This is a genomic window from Burkholderia sp. 9777_1386 (assembly GCF_015712265.1).
Taxonomy (GTDB): domain Bacteria; phylum Pseudomonadota; class Gammaproteobacteria; order Burkholderiales; family Burkholderiaceae; genus Burkholderia; species Burkholderia cenocepacia.
The window spans coordinates 12131-34070 of record NZ_JACCQB010000053.1 but is presented as its reverse complement, the minus strand read 5'-3'; the positions used below and the strand labels follow the sequence as shown (position 1 = coordinate 34070).

The window sequence follows — 21940 nt, the reverse complement described above, 5'->3', positions numbered from 1 at the left end:
CGCCGTCTCGGCCCTTGTCGCATGTCGCGCCGTTGCGTCGCCGGCCGGCCGCTGCGCCCGCGGAAAGCAGCCCCGCCGCGAGCCGATCGCGGTTCCGTCGCGCCGCGCCGGCCGACGCCGGACAGACCGATACCCGTTGCCCGACGCACGCGTGTCGTGCAGCGAACGATGCCGTCATCCACGGCATGCCGCTCGCGCACAGCCCGCACCGGACAGCATCGCGCATGCCCGGGATCGTCGGCCGTGGGATCGAATCGTGCTGATTCGAGCCGGCGAATGTCGCGCAACCCTTTTCCACGGAGATGCCATGTTCATCCACAACACACGGCTTCAGTACACGGTGCGCGTGGGCGCGCCGAATCCCGGGCTCGCCAACCTGCTGCTCGAGCAGTTCGGCGGCCCGCAGGGCGAACTTGCCGCCGCGATGCGCTATTTCACGCAGGCGATCACCGAGGAAGATCCGGGCCGCAAGGACATGCTCCTCGACATCGCCACCGAGGAACTGAGCCATCTCGAAGTGATCGGCTCGATGGCCGCGATGCTCAACCGCGGCGCCAAGGGCGAACTGGCCGAAGCGGTCGACGAACAGGCGGAGCTGTACCGCAAGCTGCACGGCGCCGGCAACGACAGCCACGTGACGCAGGTGCTGTACGGCGCGGGCGCGCCATTGACCAATTCGGGCGGCGTGCCGTGGTCGGCCGCGTACATCGACACGATCGGCGAGCCGACCGCCGACCTGCGCTCGAACATCGCGGCCGAAGCACGCGCGAAGATCATCTATGAACGGCTGATCAACGTCACCGACGATCCGGACATTCGCGACGCGCTCGGCTTCCTGATGACGCGCGAGGTGTCACACCAGATGTCGTTCGAGAAGGCGCTGTATGCGATCACCGCGAATTTCCCGCCGGGCAAGCTGCCGCCCAAGACGCCGTATGACCACGTGTACTTCCGGATGCAGCCGGACGCGGCGCCGCTGGTCGGACCGTGGAACCACGGCGGCGAACTCGAGATCCGGCCCGGCGAGCCGGCGGTCGATGGCGGCAGCGGTATTCCGGAAGGCATGCTCGACGCGCAGCAGGCGGACGCCATCGAAGCCATGGCGCAGCGACTCGCCTCCGATCCGAACAGCGACCCGGTGACGGGCGCCGAACTCGGCGCGGGGCCGCCGGCGCCTCAGGGCCGCAAGCCGGGCAAGCCGGACGGCGCGTGAGCAGGGGCGCGCTGGCGCGCGATCGGGATTCCGGCGCGCCGGCGAAGCGACATGACGCGCGCGCCGGATGCATCGCCGCACGTGCGGCCGCGCGTCAGGCGCCGGCTTCGTCGGGCTCGGTCTGGTCGCTCTGATCGGCCATCAGGTACTGGATGACCAGCGTCGGATCGGCAATGTCGAGGATCAGGCGGCGCATCACGCGCTTGCGCATATGGTCGTCATCCAGCGTCCACGGCCCGGCCGCGTCGCCGAGGTAGCGGCCGATCGCGCCGCGATTGTCGCCGTCGAGCGGCAGGCCGAGCCGCGCGGCGAGCAGGCCGGCGATGACGTCGTCGAGTTCGACGTGCAGCGGCCTGGAATCGATCGAAAGTTCGAGTTTCATGGTCGGTCTCGCAAACACGAAAAAAGCGGCGCGACGCGCCCCCCGCTGTCGCGCGCGCCGGGCAAAGCCGCTCCGGCCAGCGGCTGTTCGACGATCGCAGGCGAGCCCGCGACGCAGGTCAGTAGCCGAGGTCGGGCGCGGCGGCCGGCTCGGCGCCGTCCTCTTTCGGCGCTTGCGCGACGGTCGCATCGGTCGTCAGTACCAGGCTCGCGATCGATGCCGCGTTCTGCAGCGCGGTCCGCGTGACCTTGGTCGGATCGACCACGCCCGCATCGACCAGATCGCCGTACTCGCCGGTCGCCGCGTTGTAGCCGAAGTTCCCTTTGCCTTCGAGCACCTTCGAGATCACGACCGACGGTTCGTCGCCCGCGTTGGCCGCGATGACGCGCAGCGGCGCTTCCAGCGCACGCAGCACGATCCGGATGCCGGCATCCTGGTCCGCATTCGCGCCCCGGATGTCGGACAGCGCCGCGCGCGCACGCAGCAGCGCGACGCCACCGCCCGGCACGATGCCCTCCTCGACCGCGGCGCGCGTCGCATGCAGCGCATCGTCGACGCGGTCCTTCTTCTCCTTCATTTCCACTTCGGTGACCGCGCCGACCTTGATCACCGCCACGCCGCCCGCGAGCTTCGCGACACGCTCCTGCAGCTTCTCGCGATCGTAGTCGCTCGTCGCTTCGTCGATCTGCGCGCGAATCGCCTTCACGCGCGCGTCGATGCGCGCCGCATCGCCCGCGCCATCAATGATGATCGTATCGTCCTTGCGCACCTCGACGCGCTTCGCACTGCCAAGATCCTCCAGCGTGGCCTTGTCGAGCTGCTTGCCGGTTTCCTCCGAGATGACCGTCGCGCCGGTCAGGATCGCGAGATCTTCCAGCATCGCCTTGCGCCGGTCGCCGAAGCCCGGCGCCTTGACGGCGGCGACCTTCAGGATGCCGCGCATCGAATTCACGACGAGTGTCGCGAGCGCTTCGGCCTCGACGTCCTCGGCGACGATCAGCAGCGGCTTGCCGGCCTTGGACGCCGCTTCGAGGATCGGCAGCAGATCGCGGACACTGGAGATCTTCTTGTCGTGCAGCAGAATCAGCGCATCGTCGAGATAGGCCGCCTGCTTGGCGGGATCGTTGATGAAATACGGGCTCACGTAACCGCGATCGAACTGCATGCCCTCGACCACGTCGAGTTCGTTCTCCATCGACTTGCCGTCCTCGACGGTGATCACGCCGTCCTTGCCGACCTTCTCCATCGCATCGGCGATGATCTTGCCGATCGCGTCGTCCGAGTTCGCGGAAATCGCGCCGACCTGCGCGATTTCCTTGTGGGTCGAAATCGGTCGGGACAGCTTGCGCAACTCGTCGAGTACCGCGCCGACGGCCTTGTCGATGCCGCGCTTCAGATCCATCGGGTTCATGCCGGCCGCGACGTGCTTCATGCCTTCCTGCACGATCGCCTGCGCGAGCACGGTGGCGGTGGTGGTCCCGTCGCCGGCCACGTCGGCCGTCTTCGACGCGACCTGCTTGACGATCTGCGCGCCCATGTTCTCGAAGCGGTCCTTCAGTTCGATTTCCTTCGCGACCGACACGCCGTCCTTCGTGATCACGGGCGCGCCGAAGCCGCGCTCGATCACGACGTTGCGGCCCTTCGGACCGAGCGTCACCTTCACCGCATCGGCCAGCACGTTCACGCCCTTGACGATCTGCTGGCGCGCGCCATCGCGGAATTTCACGTCTTTTGCAGTCATTTTCTTGCTCCGGATACAGTCGTTGAACGGGATGCCGCGCGCACCGGGTACACACCCGTGCGACGCGGTCGAATCGGCATTCAGGCCGCTTTCCTGGCGGCCGGCGATTCGGGTTCGAGTACGCCCATGACGTCCTCTTCGCGCATCACGAGCAGTTCCTCGCCGTTCACCTTCACGGTCTGGCCTGCATATTTGCCGAAGAGAACCTGGTCGCCGACCTGGAGCTGCAGCGGGCGCTGCGAGCCGTCCTGCAGCAGCCGGCCGCTGCCGACTGCAATCACTTCACCCTGCTCGGGCCGTTCGGCGGCCGAATCGGGAATCACGATGCCGGAGGCCGTCGTCCGCTGCTGTTCGATTCGCTTGACGATAACCCGGTCGTAGAGGGGACGAATCTGCATTTTCATCTCCTGAGCGATGAGATCACCTGGAAAAGGGAATCCGCCGGCGCCTGCACGCGCAAAGACCGCGATGCGCCGGCGTGCCATCGATTGGCGAAAAGCGAAATAGTGGCGGGCAGGCACGCTTCAAGAGGGTGACGCGCGCCCAATATGTAACAAAATGTTTCATCGCGAAAACGGCGCGCGCACGACCGGCGGCTGTCTCCCGACGCTCCGTCGCGAGCGGCAACACGACCTCGACGACCGCCGCTCCGGGCCGCGCGAATCGTCGTGCAACGATGCTTGAAATCCGCGCGTCCCATCCTATTTTGGTATCGCTCAAGCAGCCGCGGCTTACGCGCTGCGTGTTTCGATTTGTTTGTCAGCGAGGTCTTTCGCGGATCGACGAACTGGAGCGCGTGGTCCGGTTCGTCCTCCGTGCGAGGTCCAACCGGGAGCGAATCATGAACGATCCTTTCTTCATCTTCGATCGGCTGCCGGAGGTCGGCCGCCGACCACGACGCGTCGCCCGCGTCGTCAAGGGTTTGCCGACCGGCCTGCGGATAGCGCGCAACGACACCGGTCGCTTCGCGTCGATCGGCGCGTGGGTACGCGGCGCGCGCAAGCCATTCGCGTTGCGTCGCGCGGCCCAACCCGCCGTGATCGGCCGACCGAAGCCGCCGCGCCGCCGCGTCGCCACGCCAGGACGGATGCTGCACCACATTTCATTTTTCGGCGTTGCGCCCGCGGGTGGCGGTTTCGTGCGCGACGGGAGGCGGCCATGCTAAGCCCGCATGAATTCGCGACGCTGATGCTGGTGTGCCAGGCGCCGGATCAGCTCGACATGAACCGCGCCGAACTCGATGCGTTGCTCGAACGGCAACTCGTCATGCTCGAACATCGCGCGCCCGGCCGCCAGCGCGCGTACCTGACGAAGAAGGGCCGATCGATTCTCCACGCGCTCGGGGCCGACGTCGCTTCCCGCGGGCGTCACGAGGCCGCGGCAGCGCGCGACCATCCATACGACGCGCCCGTCGCGCTGTCGGACGACGCCGGGTGACCCGGCGTTCGAATCAGTGGCGCGGCTACCGACGTGCGTGCGCGATCATGCTCGATGCACGCGGTATCCGCGCAAGCGCGCCGCCAATACTGAAGCTCGCGTTTCGTCGATGACCCTGGCGGCGGTCGTCGAACCCGCAGCCGACAGCCGCGGCCAACGACGAAGGCGCGATGCATGCTCCGGCGGGCAACCGCCGTCCGGATCACTGCATCGATGCGCCGCCCGCCCCTACTTGTCGATACGAACCGATATGCCCGATGCGCTGTAAAGCGCGGTGGCGTTGTACCCGTCCACGACCACCGAATCGAAGCGCCCCTGAAGTTGGCTGCTGTCGACGAGCGAAACGACGTCACCGACCTGCGGCGCGAGACCCGCGGCGAACCGGACGTGCAGCGTGCCGCCGGCAAGCGTCGTCATCCCTGCCACAGCGAGTCGTCCGGCGTCGCCGGCGCCACGGTCGAGTTCCAGCGTACCGCCCTTCAACTGCGTGTAGCGGCCGTTGATGTTCACGCGCGCCGCGGCCTTGATCGCCACCGTGCCGCCGCCGACATAGACGTCGCCGGCACCGAACGCCTGCGGCGATCCCGCCGCGAGCGTTCCGCCCCGCACTTCCGTGCCGCCGCGATAGGTGTTCGCGCCGGCAAGCGTCAGCGCGCCCGTGCCGGCGAACGTCAGCTTGCCGTCGCCGCCGATATCGTTGCGCCAGGTATCGGCTGCATTGAATCCGCCGAGCGAAGCATCCATCGTCACACTGACGTTGCCGGCAAAATTCGCGTACCCGTCCGCGGCGGCGAACAGGTTGAGCCGGCCCCATCCCTCGGCGTCGTCGAGCAGCGGATAACCGGACGCCAGCGCCGTCGTCTTCAGCACGACGCGTCGCTGGTCGGCGCTTAGATACGGCAGACGCGTCTCGAGCAGCACTTCGGCCCCCTTCGGCACGACTGCGCCGTTGGTGGTGGTGCCGATCGGCGCGAAGCCGAACGTGAGTCGGCGCGCGTAATTGGCCCGATTGGCGGCCGGGTCGGCAAAGCGGTCGCTCGACGCCGTACCGGCATGCGCGGCGGCCAGGAACGTGGCCGGCGTGGTGCGGGTCAGCGAATACAGCGTTGCATGCGCCTGCTGGAAGGCCGTCTGCTTGAGCGTCGCGTTGGCCGGATCGACGAGGTTCGCCGCCACCACCGCCTGGGCAAGTATCCGGCCGCCGATCACGTCGAGCGGCGAATGCATGCCGGCGAGGATGCGGTTCTCGCCGAGTTCGAGCCCGCGGCTGATCATTTCCTGGAAACGCTCGGGAATCACGTACGCCATCGCGAGCGCGTCACGCATGCCTTCCGCGGAATGCCCGCTCGGAAAACCGCCGTCCGTGGCCGGCGTGGTGCTTTCTGCCGGTACGAGCGTCGGCGCGACGACGACGCTCGTGCTCCACCGATACGGACGCGCATATTTGTAGAAGCGTTTCGCCGGCTCCGTCGAGCCGTTGTTTCCCATCGTATTGATGAAATCGACGACGGAACCGAACCCGGTATTCGCGCTGCCGCCGACGCCGGTGTTGTTGCCCGTATCGTTGTAGAGCTTCGTCGTCGCGTCGGCCGGCACCGACGTGATGCTCGTCGTCTGCTGCGCCGCGCCACGCGTCGGTGAGCGGCCCCATGCCGTCCGACACGCTATAGCCCTTGCCGCGGCGGTCGTCGTAGTACGCGGCCTCGGCCTGCGCGGCGGTACGCTGCGACGTCGCGTCGACCACATACTGGACATTCGCGTTCAGCACGGCCTGGTTCAGCGCCGTCCCGCCCGGCGTACCGTCGTTCGGAAGACCAGTCCACAGCGACGGCGCCACCGCCGGAAAACCGCCGGCCGCAGGTGCGCTCGTCCCGGCATCGACGAGGTCGGTCAGCGGCTGCCACAGCGCACGGAAGCCGTTCAAGACGCGCACGCCGGCGTTCATGCTCATTGTGGCGTAACGCGCATCGCCGCGCTGGTTGGTCGCCGTGTTGTCGACGAACGCCGGCACCGATGCCTGAACCGGGGCGCTGTCCACGAAATCGGGGTCCGCGGGTGCTGCCGGCAGTTGCGCGACAACCGACGGCGGCTGGTTGCTGTCGACGTCGTCTCCGCCGCAAGCCGCGACAACGAAGGCTGCCGAAACGGCGATAGCGAAGGTGTGCAAGGCAATCCGGCGATGCGCTGACATGACTGGGCGGTTCCCGTGGAGTGTCGAGAAAGCGCGTACGATATAGTTAGTTTGTGAAAGATATGAGAAAGAGCCGAGAAAGTTCGGGGGAAGGCGATGTCGCGCCACCGTCCCGCTCGTCGAGACGCGATGCGGTCCTGTCCTGCATCGGCGCTTCACACGACGCCGACGCATTCGTCGGCACGGAAAACCTGCCTGCCCGTCCCGCATCACGGACAGTTGTCGATCACGTAATACCGGGCCGACGTCCGCGCCAGCGTGTTCGAATAAAAGACGTTATTCACTCCTATGCTCTGGTTCGCTCCGTTCGCGTGCGTCGCGCGCCTACCTCGCGCAGAACAGCCTCGCCGACCGCGCACGCAGCCAGTTGTCGTTCTACGAAATCACGAATGGTCAGCACTTCGATGCATTCCTGTCCGTGGCCGGTTTCGATACACGCTTCATACCGGTTCGCTACTACTATCTGCAGGCGCTCGACCGGAGGATCACCTGACGCGCGTGAAGCCGTTGCCGCCGTCGCAGGTGGTCTGGACTGCGCCGCGTGGTGGTGTGGCCGGGCAGATGCCGCAACTCACCGTGGCGAATCCTCCGCCGATCGCAAGCGCGCCCGCCGCGAATGCGCCCTTGATGAGAATGACTTTGTCCATGACACCTCCTGTTTCGATGACAGGACGATATCGCCACTTCTCTGTCGCTTGTAGATGGTGAATACTGAATGGGCTCGTTAGCATCACTGGACAATGATATGGACCTGAATCTTCCGCCGCTGCTCCTCGCCGTCGCCAAGGAACGGAAGTTCCGCGCGGCGGCCGACCGGATGGGCGTCACCCGTTCCGCAGTCAGCCAGGATATCCGGCGGCTCAAGGACACGCTCGGCGTCGCGCTGGTGGTGCGCACCACGCGGTCGGTTCAACTGACCGACGCGGGTACGCAGTTGGTGCAGTCGCTGGAGGGGCCGCTCGTCGACATCAGCAGCGCGCTCGATGCAACGGACACGAGCGACGCGCCGCGCGGCCACCTTCGGCTCACGGCCACGTCGATTGCCGAGCCCTTCCTGTTGGGCCCGTTGCTGGCGAGCTTTGCGGAGCGTTATCCCGACGTGACCGTCACGGGCGAAGAATTCGATATCGTCGAGCGCGGATTCGATGCTGGGATCCGGTTGGGACAGGTCATCGAGAAGGACATGATTGCCGTGCCGCTGGGCGGCGAGCAACGCGAACGCGCGGCGGCCGCCCGGTTACGTCGAAAAGTACGGCGCGCCCGGTCACCCCGACGAGCTCGTCCGGCACTGCTGTATCAGCTGGCGGCTGTCGCCAGAGCTGACGCCTTACCGCTGGGAGTTCGTGGAAGACGGCTGCCCGTTCGACGTCGCGGTCGAGCCGCAACTGACGACGAACGATTTGCGCCTGATGCTGCGTCTTGCGCTGGCGGGCGCCGGCATCACGTTCGCGCCCGAGGATTGCCTGCGCGCACATTTCGACGACGGCTCGCTCGTGCCGCTGCTGGAGGCATTCCTGCCACCGTTTTCAGGCTTCTTTCTCTGCTTTCCGCAGCGGCGCAACATGGTGCCGAAGCTGCGTGCGTTGATCGATTATGTGCGGCAATGGCAGGCGCCGTCCGCTGCTTGCGGTTGACGCGTGCCGCGTAACGCGGACGCTCCCGCGATGGTCGTCAGGATAGCCCCAATAATCTACACACGGCACCTTCAAAGCCGCGTCTTGCCACGCAGCTTCGACGGCCCAATCCCCGGCGCAAGCATGCGCCAAATATTGTTCCAGTGGCTTCGTCATAAACGATCGCACCGTCGTCGACATACGCCGACGCAGCGCGTTGGCACTTCGCCCAGACTAATTCGAGAGCCTGAGCCTCCGCCTCGCGACACAATGGGCTACGGTTGCTCCACATGTCGCTTCCCGATTTCGCGCACGCGAGAATCACCGTCCGCCCTTCTATCGCACCGTGCCGTTCTTGCAGTGTCCACGTCACATGCCTTTGCTCGCATTGCACAATGCGGGGCGGCCGCAATACGGGCAACGGCTGGGGATTGCTCTTGGATACATCGCATTTCCTCGCTCAAAACGGGATCGTCAACCGGTACGTCGGTCCCGTGGCGCATCAGGACTACTTCGGGCAAAGCTCGCTACTCCTTGGCGCCAGCCGCCTCGTGTGCGCAATGCAGGCGCTGGTCCGCGCCGCCCAACTGCTCAGCTAACACCGGCTAACTTTACGACCACCGACCGATCAACCGTTCATCGCAAACCGAGGTGCGGGAGTGAGTCGACATCTGGCTGCGATCGGCCCAACTGTGACTGCGGATGGAAGCGACGCAAGGAAGCGCCCTTCTGAGACTCGTGGCCTGGAACGCATGAACCGTAGCGCCAAAGGGAACGAACTAGCAGTGCCGACCTCGCAAATTTAACTCGACCAAGCGTCTGCACCGACCGAAGACGCGAGCAGACGTTCTGCCGGTGGCTAACGAAATGGCATGGACGACCTCGCAGACTCCACGCGCGGACCTCACGAAAGCATCGGTCGAAGCACTGGAAAAACGGCATTGCAAAAGTGATAGCTGGAAAAACGGCATTGCAAAAGTGATAGCAGGATAGGTTCGCGTCGGTTTTGGGCACCATGCACGTCTGAACTGCCCGGAATAAGAGTTCGAGCGACGGAAAGCTGCACCGCGACCAGTGGAAGTTCCGCTACCGTCCGGCTGTACCTCAGTCTTGCAATAGCCGGATCACCCCTCTGATAACGTATGTCAATGGCCAGCGGCACACATTAGGAAATACATCGGGCCCGCGCCATCGCATGAAGTACCGCCACCGAAGGCGTCTACATCCAACGAGACCCGCCACCATCATAGTGGTGCGCGGTGGCGGACGGTTGCGTCAAAAAAGCCAGTCGTCGTTGCTAGGGAGGACCGTTGACGCGGCTTGCTTCAGCAGGAGAGTCATCGGCCTTACGTGGGGCCCGATCTCGTCTACAGGTCGCGCGTCTCGTCGTACGGCCCTCTTAGCCGCCCTTCGACTCACCGTTCTGTTTCGTACGGTGTGTTGATACACCCATGGTGTCTATAAGCGCCAGCACTGCAATGCGCTGATCTGCGTCGAGAGCCCTGTATCGAGACAAGATCTGCTGTTCCTCGACGGTCGATGCAAGCGTCGCAACCCGCCCAGTAAGCAGGTAGTACACATCCACGCCGGCAGACGCCAGCCCGACGAGGTAATTGGAGTTCGGTCGGCGGGTCCCTCGCTCGTAATGAAACTGGGCCTGCTTATGAACCCCACCCAGCTCTGCGAATTCGGGCTGAGTCAAGCGCATGCGCTTGCGTTCCTGCTTGAGGCGTGTCGGAAAATCATCCATTTGTCATGTTTTTCTGGTTGACAGAGGTACAAACGAGTACTAATCTCGTCATACCATTTGGCTTCTCGATGTTACCGCACGCTGTCGAGCGAGGCGCCACTGCGCTCTACTCACGCGAGCGGAGAATCGGTCCGGAGGAAATCATGGTCAACTACATACTCCGTGGCGCGCTACCGGTCCGTGCCCAATTTCGCCATGCGCACGCCGAGAACCTCGCCAACAAGTTGACCGAACACGTTGATGCTGACTTTTATTTTGCCACCGACACCGTGGCGCGCTGTCTAGTCATCTGCCTCGCCGGCGCACTATTACCGAACGAATGGTTTGCAGTCGAGCAAGTGCTTGCCGACTTTGCGCAGAAACATGCGAGCGCCGCTGCAATTTTCACAAGGAACTGGGCCGGCGACGTTTCATTCTTGCCGCTCGGCCTTGACCGCCATATCGACCTCTCCCGAGATTCGCTCAACTGGACACGCAGACTAGAACGTTGCGCATCGACAGGGGATGGCGACTCCTGACTTTTCTGCCGAATGCCCAGCACGGCAGCACGCCGTTGCGTGGCCGCTGGCCGAGTGTCCCACGCCGGAGCATCGAGCCAGCCGCTTGACCTGTCCGGCGAAACATCAATGGAGTGACAATCATGGAGATCGAAGATGCCCTAGACAAGGGCGAATATGTATTGTGCGGCGCGATGCCAGTGGATGCAGATATGGAGCTCGAACATCTCGAAAGCGTTCGCCGGCACTTGGGCGGCATTGCCGACGTTTATCTCGCGCGTGACGATGCGGCGAGCACAGTCTCGATCCGCCTATCTGGCTCCATTTCGCGTGACGATGCAAAAGTGGTCGACAGACGGATCCAGAAGTTTGCACACGATCATTGCAGCGCCGGCGCCATCCTGTGGCGCGGGTGGAACAATTCGTGGAAATGGTTCGTGGTCGGGTTGGATTGGCAAGCCCAATGCCTGCTGAAGCTTGCCGCAGCTGAGGAACAGTTCGAGCGCCTCGAGGAACGGGGCTTTGATTACATTTTCTGGGTCCATCTAGATGCGACAGCCCACGGCGATCACACCAAACGTGGCAACCGGGTCGGCCGCCTTTCAATTAAGACAGAAAGACGAGAGTGACGAGTGACGGACCGGTTCTACGCCGGCGGCGAAGCCGGTCCGTCCCTGATAAACGAGAAGTGGACGTTTCAACTTAGCCACTACAAGCGCTTCCGACGAGAGTGTTAATTATGTCAAATTGAACGAATATTCGTTCTCCTGGGTCGGATACCAGGCGACCCCTGCTTGCAACTGCGCTGATCATACGTCTGAAGTTTTGGAGCGAGCATGCGAGACATCATCGATGGTTTTTTGCGTTTTCAACGCGACATCTACCCGCAACGTGAGGCGCTTTTCAAGCAACTCGCCACGTCACAGAACCCCAAGGCGCTATTCGTCACGTGCTCCGACAGCCGTGTCGTACCTGAGCTGCTCACTCAGCGTGAGCCGGGCGAACTGTTCGTGATCCGCAATGCGGGCAATATCGTGCCGTCGTACGGCCCGGAACCCGGCGGTGTTTCCGCCACCGTGGAATACGCGGTCGCCGTTCTCGGCGTTCGGGATATCGTGATCTGCGGCCACTCCGATTGCGGCGCGATGGGCGCGATTTCGCGCTGCACCTGCCTCGACCATCTGCCGGCCGTCGCGAACTGGCTGCGTCATGCCGATTCCGCGCGAGTCATCAACGCCGCGCACGAATACGACACGCCGCGCGCAAAACTCGACGGGCTCGTGCGCGAAAACGTCATCGCGCAACTGGCGAACCTGCGCACCCACCCTTCAGTCGCGCTTGCACTGGAGCGAGGACGCCTAAACCTGCACGGCTGGGTCTACGACATCGAGACGGGCGGCATCGATGCGCTGGACGGCACCGCCCGACGTTTCGTCCCGCTAGCCGAATCGCCCACGGTGGTCGCCGTGAACTCGCGCGACCGCGCTCAGATCTAGTCCACCGACTGTTCGCGCCCGATGCCTGGCATCGGGCGTGCACAACGATCCGCCTCTCGGAGCGAGAGCGGGAGCGCGCACGCCGGTTTGTATCGCCCCTCCCCACGCGCGAGTCTAACGGCGTCAATGCAGACGCCTTCCACGTTGACGGGTATCGACACCATCACGTGTACTCCATCGGCGATATCCCGCCTTTCGCCGTCGCCATCGGCCACGGCTGCGGGCATACGCGGAGCTCGGCGTTGTTCCCGGCCCGATGGCGCCGTGCACGCGTGTTGTGTGCGGTCGCCCTAATGCGCAGTGCGCCGCAACATCGTCGTGTCGTAACCGAGCGTCCGAACCCGTTCGACAAGCGCCGCGGCCTGTTCAGCGGAGGGCTTCGCATCGCGCGTCAGGATCCACAGGAACCGACCCGACGGTTCACCGACGATCGACCATGAGTAGTCGTCGGCGCGATCGAGCACCCAGTAATCGCCGAAGAAGAACGGCCCGAAGAACGACACTTTCAGCTTTGCGCCGCCGCTGTCGGCCACGATCTTTGCGCGCCCGTCGGAGCTTCGCGCGCGGCCGTCCGGCCCGCCTTCGTGGCAGGTATTGCGCACGCCGATGAGACCGTCTTCCCGCTTCGCATACTCGGCCGTCACGCCGTCGCATCCGCGCTCGAAGCGGTTTTCATACCGCGCGAACTCGTACCATCTGCCGACGTAGCGATCGAGATCGACGGATTTCGCGGGTTGCGGAACGTGTGCATTCCCGCTGGGCCCGCCGGCGAGGCCTGCACATCCCGCCAGCACCAGGGCGGCGCCCGCCACGATCACTCCCGCCGCCCACACCGTTCGGCCAACGATACTTCGCTTCATTGAATGACTCTCCAGACACGAAACCCGGTCATTGTGCACGCAACCGACGGTAGTCGGCCGCATTCGCCGCACGTTGCGGCTGCCTGCATCCGCGCGGACGCGTCGCTCGTATCTGGTTGAAGAGATCACAGCGGGCGCTGCGCTGCACAACGTGCAGCGGGCGCGCCACCGATCGTTCAATCACATGCATCCGAGAGTGCTATATTTCGCTCGACATTCACATCATGGCGGTCCGCGCCATCCACTTTGCATGAGCGACACGCCAAGCGGTGCCAGCGGCTTCGATCAGACAGCCCCTTCGCGCGATGCCGATGCGGATGTCGCGCGCCGCGAACATCTGAACCGGGTGATGCTTCAGGCAGCAACCGGCGACCAGGCGGCTTTCGCGGAGTTGTACCGGCTGACCGCGTCGCGGGTGTTCGGGACAATCGTGCGCATGCTTCACGATCATGGGGAAGCCGAGGATCTCCTCCAGGAGGTCTACACGACCGCATGGCGACGCATCGACGCGTTCGACCCGGCGCGCGGCGGCGCGATGACGTGGCTAATCACGCTAGCGCGCAACAAGACGATCGACCGCTTGCGGCAGCATCGCGACGCGCAACTCGACGACGAACAGGCGCTGGAGCTTCCCGCCGAAGATCCGACGCCCGCCGCGCTGGCGGAGGCCTCGCAGGAGCGCCTGCGCCTCGAGCGATGCCTCGCGCAACTCGATTCGCAGCAGGGCCGCGCGGTGCGCGAGGCCTTCTTCAGCGGCGCGACCTACAGTGAGCTGGCAGCGCGACTGCGTGTGCCGCTCGGAACCATGAAGAGCTGGATCCGGCGCAGCCTGATGCAGCTGAAGGTGTGCCTGGAGCAATGAATACGCCGGCCGATCACAATCCCGAATTGCGCTGCGCGGAATACGCGCTCGGCGTGCTCGACGCAGACGCGCGCCGCGAGCTGGAGCAGGCCGCCGCGCGCGACCCGGCGTTGCAAGCCACACTCGAGCGCTGGCAGCGCCACCTCGCCCCGCTCGCGGACGACGTCACGCCCGTCGACCCGCCCGCGCGAACCTGGACGAGGATCCAGCACCAACTGGGCTTCATTCCGCCGCCGCGCCCGCGCAGCGCTGCGCCATCCGACGGATGGTGGAACAGCCTGCGACTGTGGCGCTGGGTCGGCATGGGCGCGAGCGTGGCGGCGCTCGGACTGCTCACGGTCAACGTGATCCGGGTGGGCGAAGCGCCGCCGCGCCCCGCTGCCGAAGACAGCCACTACATGGCGGCCACGCTGGCACAAGCGGATGGCGTCGCACGGTGGACCGCCACGGTCGACTTGCAGCGTGCCCGGATGGTCGTGGTGCCCGCGAACACGCCACCGATCGCCGCTGACCGCTCGACGGAGCTCTGGCTGATTCCGCCAAATGCGAAGCCGATCTCGCTCGGCGTATTCTCGTCGAACGCACCGGCGTCGATGACGCTGCCGCAAGCGATCGTCGCGCGACTCGATGCACGCGCGGTGCTCGCCGTATCGCTCGAGCCTCGCGGCGGCTCGCCGAGCGGCCAACCCACCGGGCCGGTGCTCGCCACCGGCGCGATGCACACCACTTGACGCGCGCAACGCGCGCTCAACCCGCAAACGTAAAGGGAGGCGGCGTGCCGCCCGCTGCCGTCTCTATCGACGAGATCGCGCATCTCGTCGCATCCGTCTGCATCCGATCGGTCGACCGCTCCGTATAGAGGGATATCGCGCCCTCGGAGCCCGTATGCCCGCCGTCGTCGTTGCCCTCCTCGCCTTCGTCGGACTGATCCTGTCCTTCACGGCGGTATGGATTGCCCAATTGCATTCCCGGAACGCCGGGATGATCGATCCTGTCTGGGCCGCGACGCTCGGCGGCGTAGCCGTGTTCGTCGCCGTGCTGGCTTCCGGCCCGGAATTGAATCGTGCGCTCGTCGCCGCCGGCGGCGGCATCTGGGGGCTGCGACTCGCGCGACACCTGTGGCGGCGCAATCGCGGGCAGCCGGAAGACCCGCGCTATCGACAGTTCCGCCTGCAGTGGGGCGACGCCGCGCCGCGCAACATGTTCTGGCTGTTCCAGTTGCAGGCGCTGATCTCGATGCTGCTGTCCATCGCGTTCTTTATCCCCGCATACAGCGCGGCAACCCCGTCCCGGTTCGCGATTGCCGCGGCAGTGGCGATCTGGATCGCCGCCGTCGCCGGAGAGACGGCCTCCGACCGGCAACTCAAGCGGTTTCTCGCGGATCCCGACCACGGCGGCCAGGTCTGTCGCGCCGGCTGGTGGCGCTATTCGCGGCACCCCAACTATTTTTTCGAGTGCGTGCACTGGCTCGCCTACACGGCGCTGGCGATCGGCATGCCGTGGGGCTGGCTGACGCTGTTCCCGCCACTCCTGATGGCATGGCTGCTGCTCAAGGTATCCGGCTTGCCGCTGCTCGAAGCGCGTCTGGTGCAAAGCCGGCCGGGCTACCGCGAGTACATGCGCACGACCAGCGCCATCGTTCCGTGGCCTCCGAGGCCGGCGCCCGGCCCTTTCCCCACTCGATCCGATCACCCTGAAGACCGGAGCACGCGATCATGACCGCTACCACCTCGCAACCGTCGCCGGCCTCGGCGGCGGCACCCAACGACGCCTGGCTGATCCGCTGCTGCGAGCGCGGCTGGCTGCCGGACCGGCTGATCCGGGCCGGCATGCGCTCGCTCATGCGGCAACGCCTGCGCGACGAACACGCGTATGACGGCGAACGGCGCGCGGCGGCCTACGACACGCTGGTGCGTGAACTGGGCGCGAGTCCGATCGCAATCGAAACGCTCGCGGCGAACACGCAGCATTACGAAGTGCCCGGCAGCTTCTTCAAGGCCCATCTCGGCCCGCGGCTCAAATATTCGTGCGGCTATTACCCGTGCGGCGACGAAACGCTGTCGCAAGCAGAAGAAGCCATGCTGGCGTTGTACGCGCAGCGCGCCAGGCTGGAGGACGGCCAGCGCATTCTCGACCTCGGATGCGGCTGGGGTTCGCTGTCGCTCTGGCTCGCCGAGCGCTACCCGGCCGCGCAGATCGTCGGCCTGTCGAATTCGCACGGTCAACGCCACTTCATCGAGCGGTGCGCGGCGCAGCGCGGGCTGACGAATCTGCGCATCGTGACCGGCAACGTGGTGGAGTTCGACTTCGATCCCGAGGATGCCGGTTTCGACCGCGTGCTCTCGATCGAGATGTTCGAGCACATGAAGAACTACGGGCAACTGCTCGCCAAAATCGCGCGCTGGATGCACGACGACGGCAAGCTCTTCGTGCACATCTTCGCGCACAAGCTGCTCGCCTATCACTTCGCGGTGCACGACGACACCGACTGGATGTCGCGCCATTTCTTCACGGGCGGGACGATGCCGTCGGCCGACCTGCTGCTGCGGTTCCAGGACGACGTGCGCATCGCCCGCCAATGGTGGCTCGACGGGACTCACTACGCCCGCACGGCCAATCAGTGGCTCGCGTCGCTCGATGCGGCGCGCCCCCGGATCATGCCGATTTTCGAGACGGTCTACGGCGCCGACGCCCGCATCTGGTTCCAGCGCTGGCGGATGTTCTACATGGCGGTCGCCGAGCTGTTCGGCTATGCCGACGGGCAGGAATGGGGCGTCGCCCACTATCTGTTCGACAAGCGCCGGGTTCTCGCATGAGGGCCGAAATCTCATACCGGGTCGTCCGCCGCATCGCCGTCACGGTCGTGACGGCGCTCGCGATCGGGGCCGCCGGGTGCTCGGGCAGCCCGCCGAACCCGAATCCGCGCGCCGCCGTCCCGCTGTCGACCGTACCCGTCGACCTGCCGCGCTACATGGGCCGCTGGTACGTGATCGCGAACATCCCGTATTTCGCGGAACGCCGCTTCGTCGGCAGCCGGGCCGAGTGGCGCCTGCGCGACGACGGCCGGATCGACGACGCATTCGTCGGCCGCAAAGGCGGCTTCGACCAGCCCGAGAAGCACTACCGGTTCGTCGACGCCGTCAAGCCCGGCAGCGGCGGCGGCGAATGGCGCGTGCGGCTGTTCTGGCCGGTGTATGTCACGCAACTGACGCTCTACGTCGACCCCGACTACCGGTACACGATCCTCGGCTACCCGGGCAAGACGCTCGGCTGGATCTTCTCGCGCGAGCCGACGATGGACGAGGCCACCTATCGCTCGCTGCTCGCCCGGCTCGATGCGATGGGTTACGACACGTCGCGCTTCAGGCGAGTGCCGCAAACACCCGACCAGATCGGCAAGCCGGGCTTCGCGTCGCCCGGCGATCGCGAATGACAACCGCGCCTGCATCCGCCGCGTGCGGTGCGACGTATATGAGCACATGTGATTCCCGAACCTGCACTTGTGACTGACGGAGACCATTCGCGATGCACCCGGAACTTACAATGTCGCTGCCCGGCCGGCGGATTGCCGTCGTCGGCGCGGGCATCGCGGGCCTGGCCAGCGCGTACTTGCTGGCCCGCCGTCACCGTGTGACGCTGTTCGAGGCCGCCGACTATCTCGGCGGTCACACGCACACGGTCGACGTCGACCTCGACGGCGCACGCCACCCCGTCGACACGGGATTCCTCGTGTTCAACGACCGGACCTATCCGAACCTGATCGCGCTGTTCGACGAACTGGGCGTGGCCGCCCATTCGACCGACATGTCGTTTTCGGTTTCGGTCGACGGCGGCCGGCTCGAATGGGCCGGCAGCAACCTGAACACGGTGTTCGCACAACGCCGCAACCTGTTCTCGCCGACCTTTCTCGGCATGTTGCGCGACATCCTGCGCTTCAACGCGTCCGCGCAAGATCACCTCGAATCGGCGAGCCGGCAGCGTCTTTCGGTCGGGGAACTGCTCACGGCCGGCGGTTACGGCGCATCGTTCCAGCATCACTACCTGCTGCCGATGGCGGCCGCCATCTGGTCGAGCGCGGCCAACGACATCCTGCGGTTTCCGGCGGCGACGTTCCTGCGCTTCTGCCTGAATCACGCGTTGTTGCAGGTCAACAACCGGCCGACCTGGCGCACCGTCGCGGGCGGCGCGCGGCAGTACGTCGAGCGCATCGCCGCGACGCTCGACGACGTGCGCGTGAATACGCCGGTCCGCGCGATACGGCGCGACGACGCGGGCGTGACGGTGGCGACCGATACGGCCGGTCACGAGCGTTTCGACGCGATCGTGCTCGCGTGCCATGCGCCGACCAGCCTGCGGCTGCTCGCGGATGCGAGCAAGGCCGAGCGCGACGTGCTCGGCGCCGTGCGTTACCAGCACAACGTCGCGGTGCTTCATACCGATACCGCGTTGCTGCCGCGCCGACGGCGCGTGTGGTCGGCATGGAACTATCTGGGCGGCCGGCCGAGGCGCACGGGCGGCGAATCGCCGGTGTGCGTGAGCTACCTGCTCAACCAGTTGCAGCCGTTGCCGTTCCGCTCGCCGGTCGTCGTCACGTTGAATCCGGTCGACGAGCCCGCGCCCGACACCCAGCTCGGCCGCTACGATTACGAACACCCGCTGCTCGATCTCGCGGCCGTGGATGCGCAGCATCGCCTGCCGATGCTGCAAGGGCGGCGCAATACGTGGTTTGCGGGAGCGTGGACGGGCTACGGGTTCCATGAGGATGGACTGAAATCGGCGTTGCGCGTCGCCCGCAGCTTCGGCATCGCGCCGTCCTGGGCTCGCCCATGAACGCGCCCTTTGCCCGCGACGGCACGGCCGCCCGGCTGCTCGTCGGCACCGTGATGCATGAACGGCTGCGGCCGGTGCGCCATGCGTTCGCGTACCCGATATTCCAGGTCTGCTGCGACGTCGAGCGGCTGGACGAGATCGACGTCGGCTGGTTCGGCATCGATCGCCGGGCCCCGCTTGCGCTCGCTTCCCGCGACTACGGCCCGCGCGACGGCCGCGCGCTCGGCCCGTGGATGCGCGATGTCCTCGCGCGCGCCGGCATTCCCGCCGACGGCCCGATCTGGCTGCAGACGATCCCGCGCATCTTCGGCTACGCATTCAATCCGGTGAGCTTCTGGTACTGCTACGACCGCGCGGGCCGGCTGCGCGCGCTGTACGCCGATGTGCGCAACACGTTCGGTGCGCACCACGGCTACCTGCTGAGTGCGATGCGTCACGCACCGATCGACGCCGACACCGTGCTCGTCTGCCGCAAGACGTTTCATGTCTCGCCGTTTTGCGACATCGTCGGCGATTACGCGTTTCGCGTGCGTCAGTGCGGCGACCATCTGAGCGTGGCGATCGACTATCGCGACGACGACGGTCTGCTGCTGCGCACGGCAATCGGCATGCGGTCTGCGCCGCTGACGGCGGCACGCGCATGGCGCGCGCTGGCCCGGCAGCCGCTGAACGCGATCAACGTCGTCATTCGCATTCATTGGCAAGCGCTGCGGCTGTGGCTCGCGCGCGTGCCGTTCTATGGCAAGACGCCCCCCGGCCGTTCTGCCGCTGCCGATTCGCCATTGTCCCGTTCGCCGGGCGCGTCGCCACGCGGCCGCTCGGCGATGTCCGATCACGAGGCTCGTCCATGACCTTGCTGCGCCTGCTGTCTCCCGCATCGCAACCGGCGATGCCGCTCTCGGCCCGGTTGTTCATCGCGCTTCTACGACAAATCCGCGACGGCCACCTGACGCTTGTAACGCCCGAAGGCGCGCAGCATGTGTTCGGCGATCCGCACTGCCAGCCGGCCGCGACGCTGCAGGTCCGCGACTGGCGGGCGTGCCGTGCGATCCTGCGCGCGGGCGACATCGGATTCGCGGAAGCGTATCGCGCCGGCTGGATCGACACGCCCGAACTCGTCGCGCTGCTGCGCCTCGCGATCCGCAATCAGCCGGTGATCGCGAAGACGGTGACCGGTGGCCGCCTGGCACGCGTCTGGTACGCGCTGCGTCACCGGCTGAGGATGAATACGCGGGCCGGCAGCCGCCGCAACATCCACGCGCACTACGATCTCGGCAACGACTTTTACGGGTTGTGGCTCGACGACACGTGGACGTATTCGAGCGCATGCTTCGACGGCGACACGCAGCGTTCGCTCGCCGACGCGCAAACGGCGAAGTATCAGCGCATCGTCGATTCGCTCGGCCTGCGCGCGGGCATGCGCGTGCTCGAGATCGGGTGCGGCTGGGGCGGCTTCGCCGTGCATGCCGCACGGCAAGGCATACGCGTGCATGGCGTCACCATCTCGCAGGCGCAATACACACTGGCCCGCGAGCGCATCGCGCGCGCCGGGCTGTCCGATCGGGTCACGCTCGAATTGCGCGACTATCGCGACGTCGACGGCCAATACGATGCGATCGTGTCGATCGAGATGTTCGAGGCCGTGGGCGAAACGTTCTGGCCGGTGTATTTCGACACGCTCAGGCAGCGCCTGAAGCCCGGTGCTCGCGCGCTGATTCAATCGATCACGATCATCGAGTCGCTATTCGACGCGTACCGCACGTCAAGCGACTTCATTCGCGAGTTCATCTTTCCCGGCGGGATGCTGCCGAGCCCGGAGCGTTTCATCGATGCCGCGCGGCGGGCCGGCCTGGCCGCCGAACCGGTGCTCGGGTTCGGCGACGACTACGCGCGCACGCTGCGCACCTGGCGGGCCGCGTTCGAGGCGCGCATCGACTCGGTGCGCGCGCAACGGTTCGACGAGACGTTCATTCGCACCTGGCGGCTCTATCTCGCCTATTGCGAAGCGGGATTTGCCGAGCGGCGGACCGACGTGATGCATTTCATCGTGTCGTCGGGCGGCTGACATGCGGCGCCGGCTTGCGATGCTCGCCGCAGTCGCGGCCGCGGCGCTGGCTGCCCCCTTGTTCGCCGGCGCGAGCTGTGTCGACGACATCGCATCGGCGCGACTAATCGGATCCGGCCGGTTCTGCATACTGGGCATCTGCCTGTACGACGCCCAGCTGTGGGCGCCCCGGCCCCCCGGCGCGTTCGACACGCCGTTTGCGTTGTCGCTGGCCTACCGTCACGACGTGAAAGGCGAGCGGCTCGTCTCGACGGGCATGGACGAAATCGAGAGACTCGCACCCGCGCCGTTGCCGGCGACGACGCTCGATGCTTGGCGCCGCGATATCGAACGGGCTTTCACCGACGTATCACGCGGCGACGTGCTGTGCGGCGTGTATGTGCCCGAGCGCGGTGCACGCTTCTACACCAACGGCCGCCTCACGGCCGACGTGACCGACCCGGCGTTCGCGCGCGCATTCTTCTCGATCTGGCTCGACCCACGCACGCGGGCAAAGTCGTTGCGCCGTCAGTTGCTGGGCGACGATGCGCGCTGATTCGACGGTGAGCGGCGATGGTCCGATGTATCGACGTATCGACGCCGGCAGCGCTGCTCGACCGGACAGTTCGCCAGGATCCTTCTCGACGCGTGATTCGCCATGGTCAACAAGATGCACTTGCCTGAGAAGACATGCGAGACCTGCGGCTTGCCTTTCAGCTGGAGAAAGAAATGGAAAGCCGCGTGGGACGAAGTCCGATATTGCTCCGAGCGTTGCCGTCGGAATCGGCGGCCGCGTTCCAGCATGAAAACAAACGCTGCACGTCGGTGACTTCGCGTTGATGAGCCGGTCGCGAGCAGCGCGCGGGCCTGGATAGCGCTTCGCTTGAGCCGAGACGGAATGCTCGCCCCTGTTTCGGGCAACCGGCATCGATCGGCACCGGTGCGCGCAGGCGCGCTCGCGAGAGCGCCCCACTTCCTCGCGGCCGTCTGGATTGCTGCATGCCCGGTTGCCTTCAGACTATTC

Annotated in this window: 22 protein-coding genes and 3 pseudogenes; 19 read left to right on the top strand and 6 right to left on the bottom strand. The window is 65.7% G+C overall.

What is annotated here, in order from left to right; genetic code table 11:
• The first annotated feature begins 307 nt into the window (after positions 1–307).
• Positions 308–1213 carry a manganese catalase family protein gene (locus tag H0X91_RS28530; protein WP_006491398.1) on the top strand — a complete coding sequence of 302 codons (906 nt, stop codon included), beginning with the start codon at positions 308–310 and terminating at the stop codon, positions 1211–1213.
• Positions 1214–1307: 94 nt separating this feature from the next.
• On the opposite strand, the gene H0X91_RS28525 is transcribed toward H0X91_RS28530, so the two are convergent.
• From H0X91_RS28525 to H0X91_RS28515, 3 genes are all read right to left on the bottom strand, one after another.
• Entirely contained in the window at positions 1308–1595 is a 288-nt protein-coding gene (locus tag H0X91_RS28525) for a hypothetical protein (protein WP_043205962.1), read from the bottom strand.
• Between the two features lie 118 nt (positions 1596–1713).
• Positions 1714–3336, bottom strand: coding sequence for a chaperonin GroEL (gene groL, locus H0X91_RS28520; protein ID WP_006482400.1), 1623 nt, complete (start codon positions 3334–3336; stop codon positions 1714–1716).
• A gap of 80 nt (positions 3337–3416) precedes the next feature.
• Positions 3417–3734, bottom strand: coding sequence for a co-chaperone GroES (locus H0X91_RS28515; RefSeq protein WP_006482399.1), 318 nt, complete (start codon positions 3732–3734; stop codon positions 3417–3419).
• A 278-nt stretch (positions 3735–4012) separates the two neighbouring features.
• Here H0X91_RS28515 and H0X91_RS28510 point away from each other — a divergent pair, with 278 nt between their 5' ends.
• On the top strand, positions 4013–4501 hold the full coding sequence (locus H0X91_RS28510) for a hypothetical protein (protein ID WP_230391313.1): 489 nt from the start codon (positions 4013–4015) through the stop codon (positions 4499–4501).
• Positions 4495–4773 (top strand): hypothetical protein, encoded by a 279-nt coding sequence (locus tag H0X91_RS28505; RefSeq protein ID WP_062885731.1) that lies wholly within the window; start codon positions 4495–4497, stop codon positions 4771–4773. Before H0X91_RS28510 ends, H0X91_RS28505 begins: the two co-directional genes overlap by 7 nt.
• Before the next feature lie 228 nt (positions 4774–5001).
• Here the strand turns inward: H0X91_RS28505 and H0X91_RS28500 are convergent.
• Positions 5002–6964: pseudogene (locus H0X91_RS28500) on the bottom strand (phosphatase PAP2 family protein).
• Positions 6965–7271: 307 nt separating this feature from the next.
• Here H0X91_RS28500 and H0X91_RS35060 point away from each other — a divergent pair.
• The 3 genes and pseudogenes from H0X91_RS35060 to H0X91_RS35050 form a co-directional block, all read left to right on the top strand.
• Positions 7272–7672, top strand: a pseudogene (locus H0X91_RS35060) (3-hydroxybutyrate oligomer hydrolase family protein); the annotation flags it as partial.
• Positions 7673–7679: 7 nt separating this feature from the next.
• A pseudogene (locus H0X91_RS35055) lies at positions 7680–8150 on the top strand (LysR family transcriptional regulator); the annotation flags it as partial.
• 1 nt (position 8151) lies between these two features.
• Complete coding sequence (locus tag H0X91_RS35050) at positions 8152–8598, top strand: LysR substrate-binding domain-containing protein (RefSeq protein ID WP_230391147.1); 447 nt, start codon at positions 8152–8154, stop codon at positions 8596–8598.
• Positions 8599–9976: 1378 nt separating this feature from the next.
• On the opposite strand, the gene H0X91_RS28480 is transcribed toward H0X91_RS35050, so the two are convergent.
• A complete protein-coding gene (locus H0X91_RS28480) occupies positions 9977–10327 on the bottom strand; it encodes a helix-turn-helix domain-containing protein (RefSeq protein ID WP_012493794.1) in 351 nt (116 codons plus the stop codon).
• A gap of 143 nt (positions 10328–10470) precedes the next feature.
• Between H0X91_RS28480 and H0X91_RS28475 the strand changes: the two genes are divergently transcribed.
• The 3 genes from H0X91_RS28475 to H0X91_RS28465 all read left to right on the top strand — a co-directional run bounded on the left by H0X91_RS28475 (position 10471) and on the right by H0X91_RS28465 (position 12320).
• A complete protein-coding gene (locus H0X91_RS28475; RefSeq protein ID WP_125333444.1) occupies positions 10471–10845 on the top strand; it encodes a hypothetical protein in 375 nt (124 codons plus the stop codon).
• Between the two features lie 122 nt (positions 10846–10967).
• Positions 10968–11453, top strand: coding sequence for a hypothetical protein (locus H0X91_RS28470; protein ID WP_006482390.1), 486 nt, complete (start codon positions 10968–10970; stop codon positions 11451–11453).
• A 207-nt stretch (positions 11454–11660) separates the two neighbouring features.
• Entirely contained in the window at positions 11661–12320 is a 660-nt protein-coding gene (locus tag H0X91_RS28465) for a carbonic anhydrase (protein ID WP_062885733.1), read from the top strand.
• A 290-nt stretch (positions 12321–12610) separates the two neighbouring features.
• On the opposite strand, the gene H0X91_RS28460 is transcribed toward H0X91_RS28465, so the two are convergent.
• Positions 12611–13180: a lipocalin family protein gene (locus tag H0X91_RS28460; RefSeq protein WP_062885734.1), complete on the bottom strand. Its 570-nt coding sequence runs from the start codon at positions 13178–13180 to the stop codon at positions 12611–12613.
• Between the two features lie 250 nt (positions 13181–13430).
• On the opposite strand from H0X91_RS28460, the gene H0X91_RS28455 reads away from it, so the two are divergent.
• The 10 genes from H0X91_RS28455 (at position 13431) to H0X91_RS28410 (ending at position 21745) form a co-directional block, all read left to right on the top strand.
• A complete protein-coding gene (locus H0X91_RS28455) occupies positions 13431–14042 on the top strand; it encodes a sigma-70 family RNA polymerase sigma factor (protein WP_062911597.1) in 612 nt (203 codons plus the stop codon).
• On the top strand, positions 14039–14773 hold the full coding sequence (locus tag H0X91_RS28450; RefSeq protein WP_021157767.1) for an anti-sigma factor: 735 nt from the start codon (positions 14039–14041) through the stop codon (positions 14771–14773). Before H0X91_RS28455 ends, H0X91_RS28450 begins: the two co-directional genes overlap by 4 nt.
• Before the next feature lie 154 nt (positions 14774–14927).
• Complete coding sequence (locus H0X91_RS28445; protein WP_196433553.1) at positions 14928–15761, top strand: DUF1295 domain-containing protein; 834 nt, start codon at positions 14928–14930, stop codon at positions 15759–15761.
• The gene (locus H0X91_RS28440) at positions 15758–16858 is read left to right on the top strand and encodes an SAM-dependent methyltransferase (protein WP_059698585.1); all 1101 of its coding nucleotides are present in this window, start codon (positions 15758–15760) and stop codon (positions 16856–16858) included. The genes H0X91_RS28445 and H0X91_RS28440 overlap by 4 nt, the downstream gene beginning before the upstream one ends.
• Entirely contained in the window at positions 16855–17475 is a 621-nt protein-coding gene (locus H0X91_RS28435) for a lipocalin family protein (protein WP_009687747.1), read from the top strand. Before H0X91_RS28440 ends, H0X91_RS28435 begins: the two co-directional genes overlap by 4 nt.
• A gap of 92 nt (positions 17476–17567) precedes the next feature.
• Positions 17568–18872, top strand: coding sequence for an NAD(P)/FAD-dependent oxidoreductase (locus tag H0X91_RS28430; protein WP_059698581.1), 1305 nt, complete (start codon positions 17568–17570; stop codon positions 18870–18872).
• Positions 18869–19723 carry a DUF1365 domain-containing protein gene (locus H0X91_RS28425; protein WP_196433552.1) on the top strand — a complete coding sequence of 285 codons (855 nt, stop codon included), beginning with the start codon at positions 18869–18871 and terminating at the stop codon, positions 19721–19723. The genes H0X91_RS28430 and H0X91_RS28425 overlap by 4 nt, the downstream gene beginning before the upstream one ends.
• Positions 19720–20937, top strand: coding sequence for an SAM-dependent methyltransferase (locus H0X91_RS28420; protein WP_062885741.1), 1218 nt, complete (start codon positions 19720–19722; stop codon positions 20935–20937). The genes H0X91_RS28425 and H0X91_RS28420 overlap by 4 nt, the downstream gene beginning before the upstream one ends.
• A gap of 1 nt (position 20938) precedes the next feature.
• Positions 20939–21472: a chalcone isomerase family protein gene (locus tag H0X91_RS28415; protein ID WP_046546927.1), complete on the top strand. Its 534-nt coding sequence runs from the start codon at positions 20939–20941 to the stop codon at positions 21470–21472.
• Positions 21473–21574: 102 nt separating this feature from the next.
• On the top strand, positions 21575–21745 hold the full coding sequence (locus H0X91_RS28410; RefSeq protein ID WP_080465583.1) for a DUF2256 domain-containing protein: 171 nt from the start codon (positions 21575–21577) through the stop codon (positions 21743–21745).
• The last annotated feature ends 195 nt before the right edge of the window (positions 21746–21940 follow it).

Bases quoted from the DNA above. Each gene is read 5' to 3' on its own strand.
- H0X91_RS28440 (WP_059698585.1), top strand. From the start codon at position 15,758: ATGACCGCTACCACCTCGCAACCGTCGCCGGCCTCGGCGGCGGCACCC.
- H0X91_RS28445 (WP_196433553.1), top strand. From the start codon at position 14,928: ATGCCCGCCGTCGTCGTTGCCCTCCTCGCCTTCGTCGGACTGATCCTG.
- H0X91_RS28460 (WP_062885734.1), bottom strand. From the start codon at position 13,180: ATGAAGCGAAGTATCGTTGGCCGAACGGTGTGGGCGGCGGGAGTGATC.
- H0X91_RS28455 (WP_062911597.1), top strand. From the start codon at position 13,431: ATGAGCGACACGCCAAGCGGTGCCAGCGGCTTCGATCAGACAGCCCCT.
- H0X91_RS28505 (WP_062885731.1), top strand. From the start codon at position 4,495: ATGCTAAGCCCGCATGAATTCGCGACGCTGATGCTGGTGTGCCAGGCG.
- H0X91_RS28430 (WP_059698581.1), top strand. From the start codon at position 17,568: ATGCACCCGGAACTTACAATGTCGCTGCCCGGCCGGCGGATTGCCGTC.
- H0X91_RS28415 (WP_046546927.1), top strand. From the start codon at position 20,939: ATGCGGCGCCGGCTTGCGATGCTCGCCGCAGTCGCGGCCGCGGCGCTG.
- H0X91_RS28525 (WP_043205962.1), bottom strand. From the start codon at position 1,595: ATGAAACTCGAACTTTCGATCGATTCCAGGCCGCTGCACGTCGAACTC.
- H0X91_RS28425 (WP_196433552.1), top strand. From the start codon at position 18,869: ATGAACGCGCCCTTTGCCCGCGACGGCACGGCCGCCCGGCTGCTCGTC.
- H0X91_RS28510 (WP_230391313.1), top strand. From the start codon at position 4,013: ATGCTTGAAATCCGCGCGTCCCATCCTATTTTGGTATCGCTCAAGCAG.
- H0X91_RS28420 (WP_062885741.1), top strand. From the start codon at position 19,720: ATGACCTTGCTGCGCCTGCTGTCTCCCGCATCGCAACCGGCGATGCCG.
- H0X91_RS28450 (WP_021157767.1), top strand. From the start codon at position 14,039: ATGAATACGCCGGCCGATCACAATCCCGAATTGCGCTGCGCGGAATAC.
- H0X91_RS28410 (WP_080465583.1), top strand. From the start codon at position 21,575: ATGGTCAACAAGATGCACTTGCCTGAGAAGACATGCGAGACCTGCGGC.
- H0X91_RS28435 (WP_009687747.1), top strand. From the start codon at position 16,855: ATGAGGGCCGAAATCTCATACCGGGTCGTCCGCCGCATCGCCGTCACG.
- H0X91_RS28480 (WP_012493794.1), bottom strand. From the start codon at position 10,327: ATGGATGATTTTCCGACACGCCTCAAGCAGGAACGCAAGCGCATGCGC.
- groL (WP_006482400.1), bottom strand. From the start codon at position 3,336: ATGACTGCAAAAGACGTGAAATTCCGCGATGGCGCGCGCCAGCAGATC.
- H0X91_RS28530 (WP_006491398.1), top strand. From the start codon at position 308: ATGTTCATCCACAACACACGGCTTCAGTACACGGTGCGCGTGGGCGCG.
- H0X91_RS28465 (WP_062885733.1), top strand. From the start codon at position 11,661: ATGCGAGACATCATCGATGGTTTTTTGCGTTTTCAACGCGACATCTAC.
- H0X91_RS28475 (WP_125333444.1), top strand. From the start codon at position 10,471: ATGGTCAACTACATACTCCGTGGCGCGCTACCGGTCCGTGCCCAATTT.
- H0X91_RS28470 (WP_006482390.1), top strand. From the start codon at position 10,968: ATGGAGATCGAAGATGCCCTAGACAAGGGCGAATATGTATTGTGCGGC.
- H0X91_RS28515 (WP_006482399.1), bottom strand. From the start codon at position 3,734: ATGCAGATTCGTCCCCTCTACGACCGGGTTATCGTCAAGCGAATCGAA.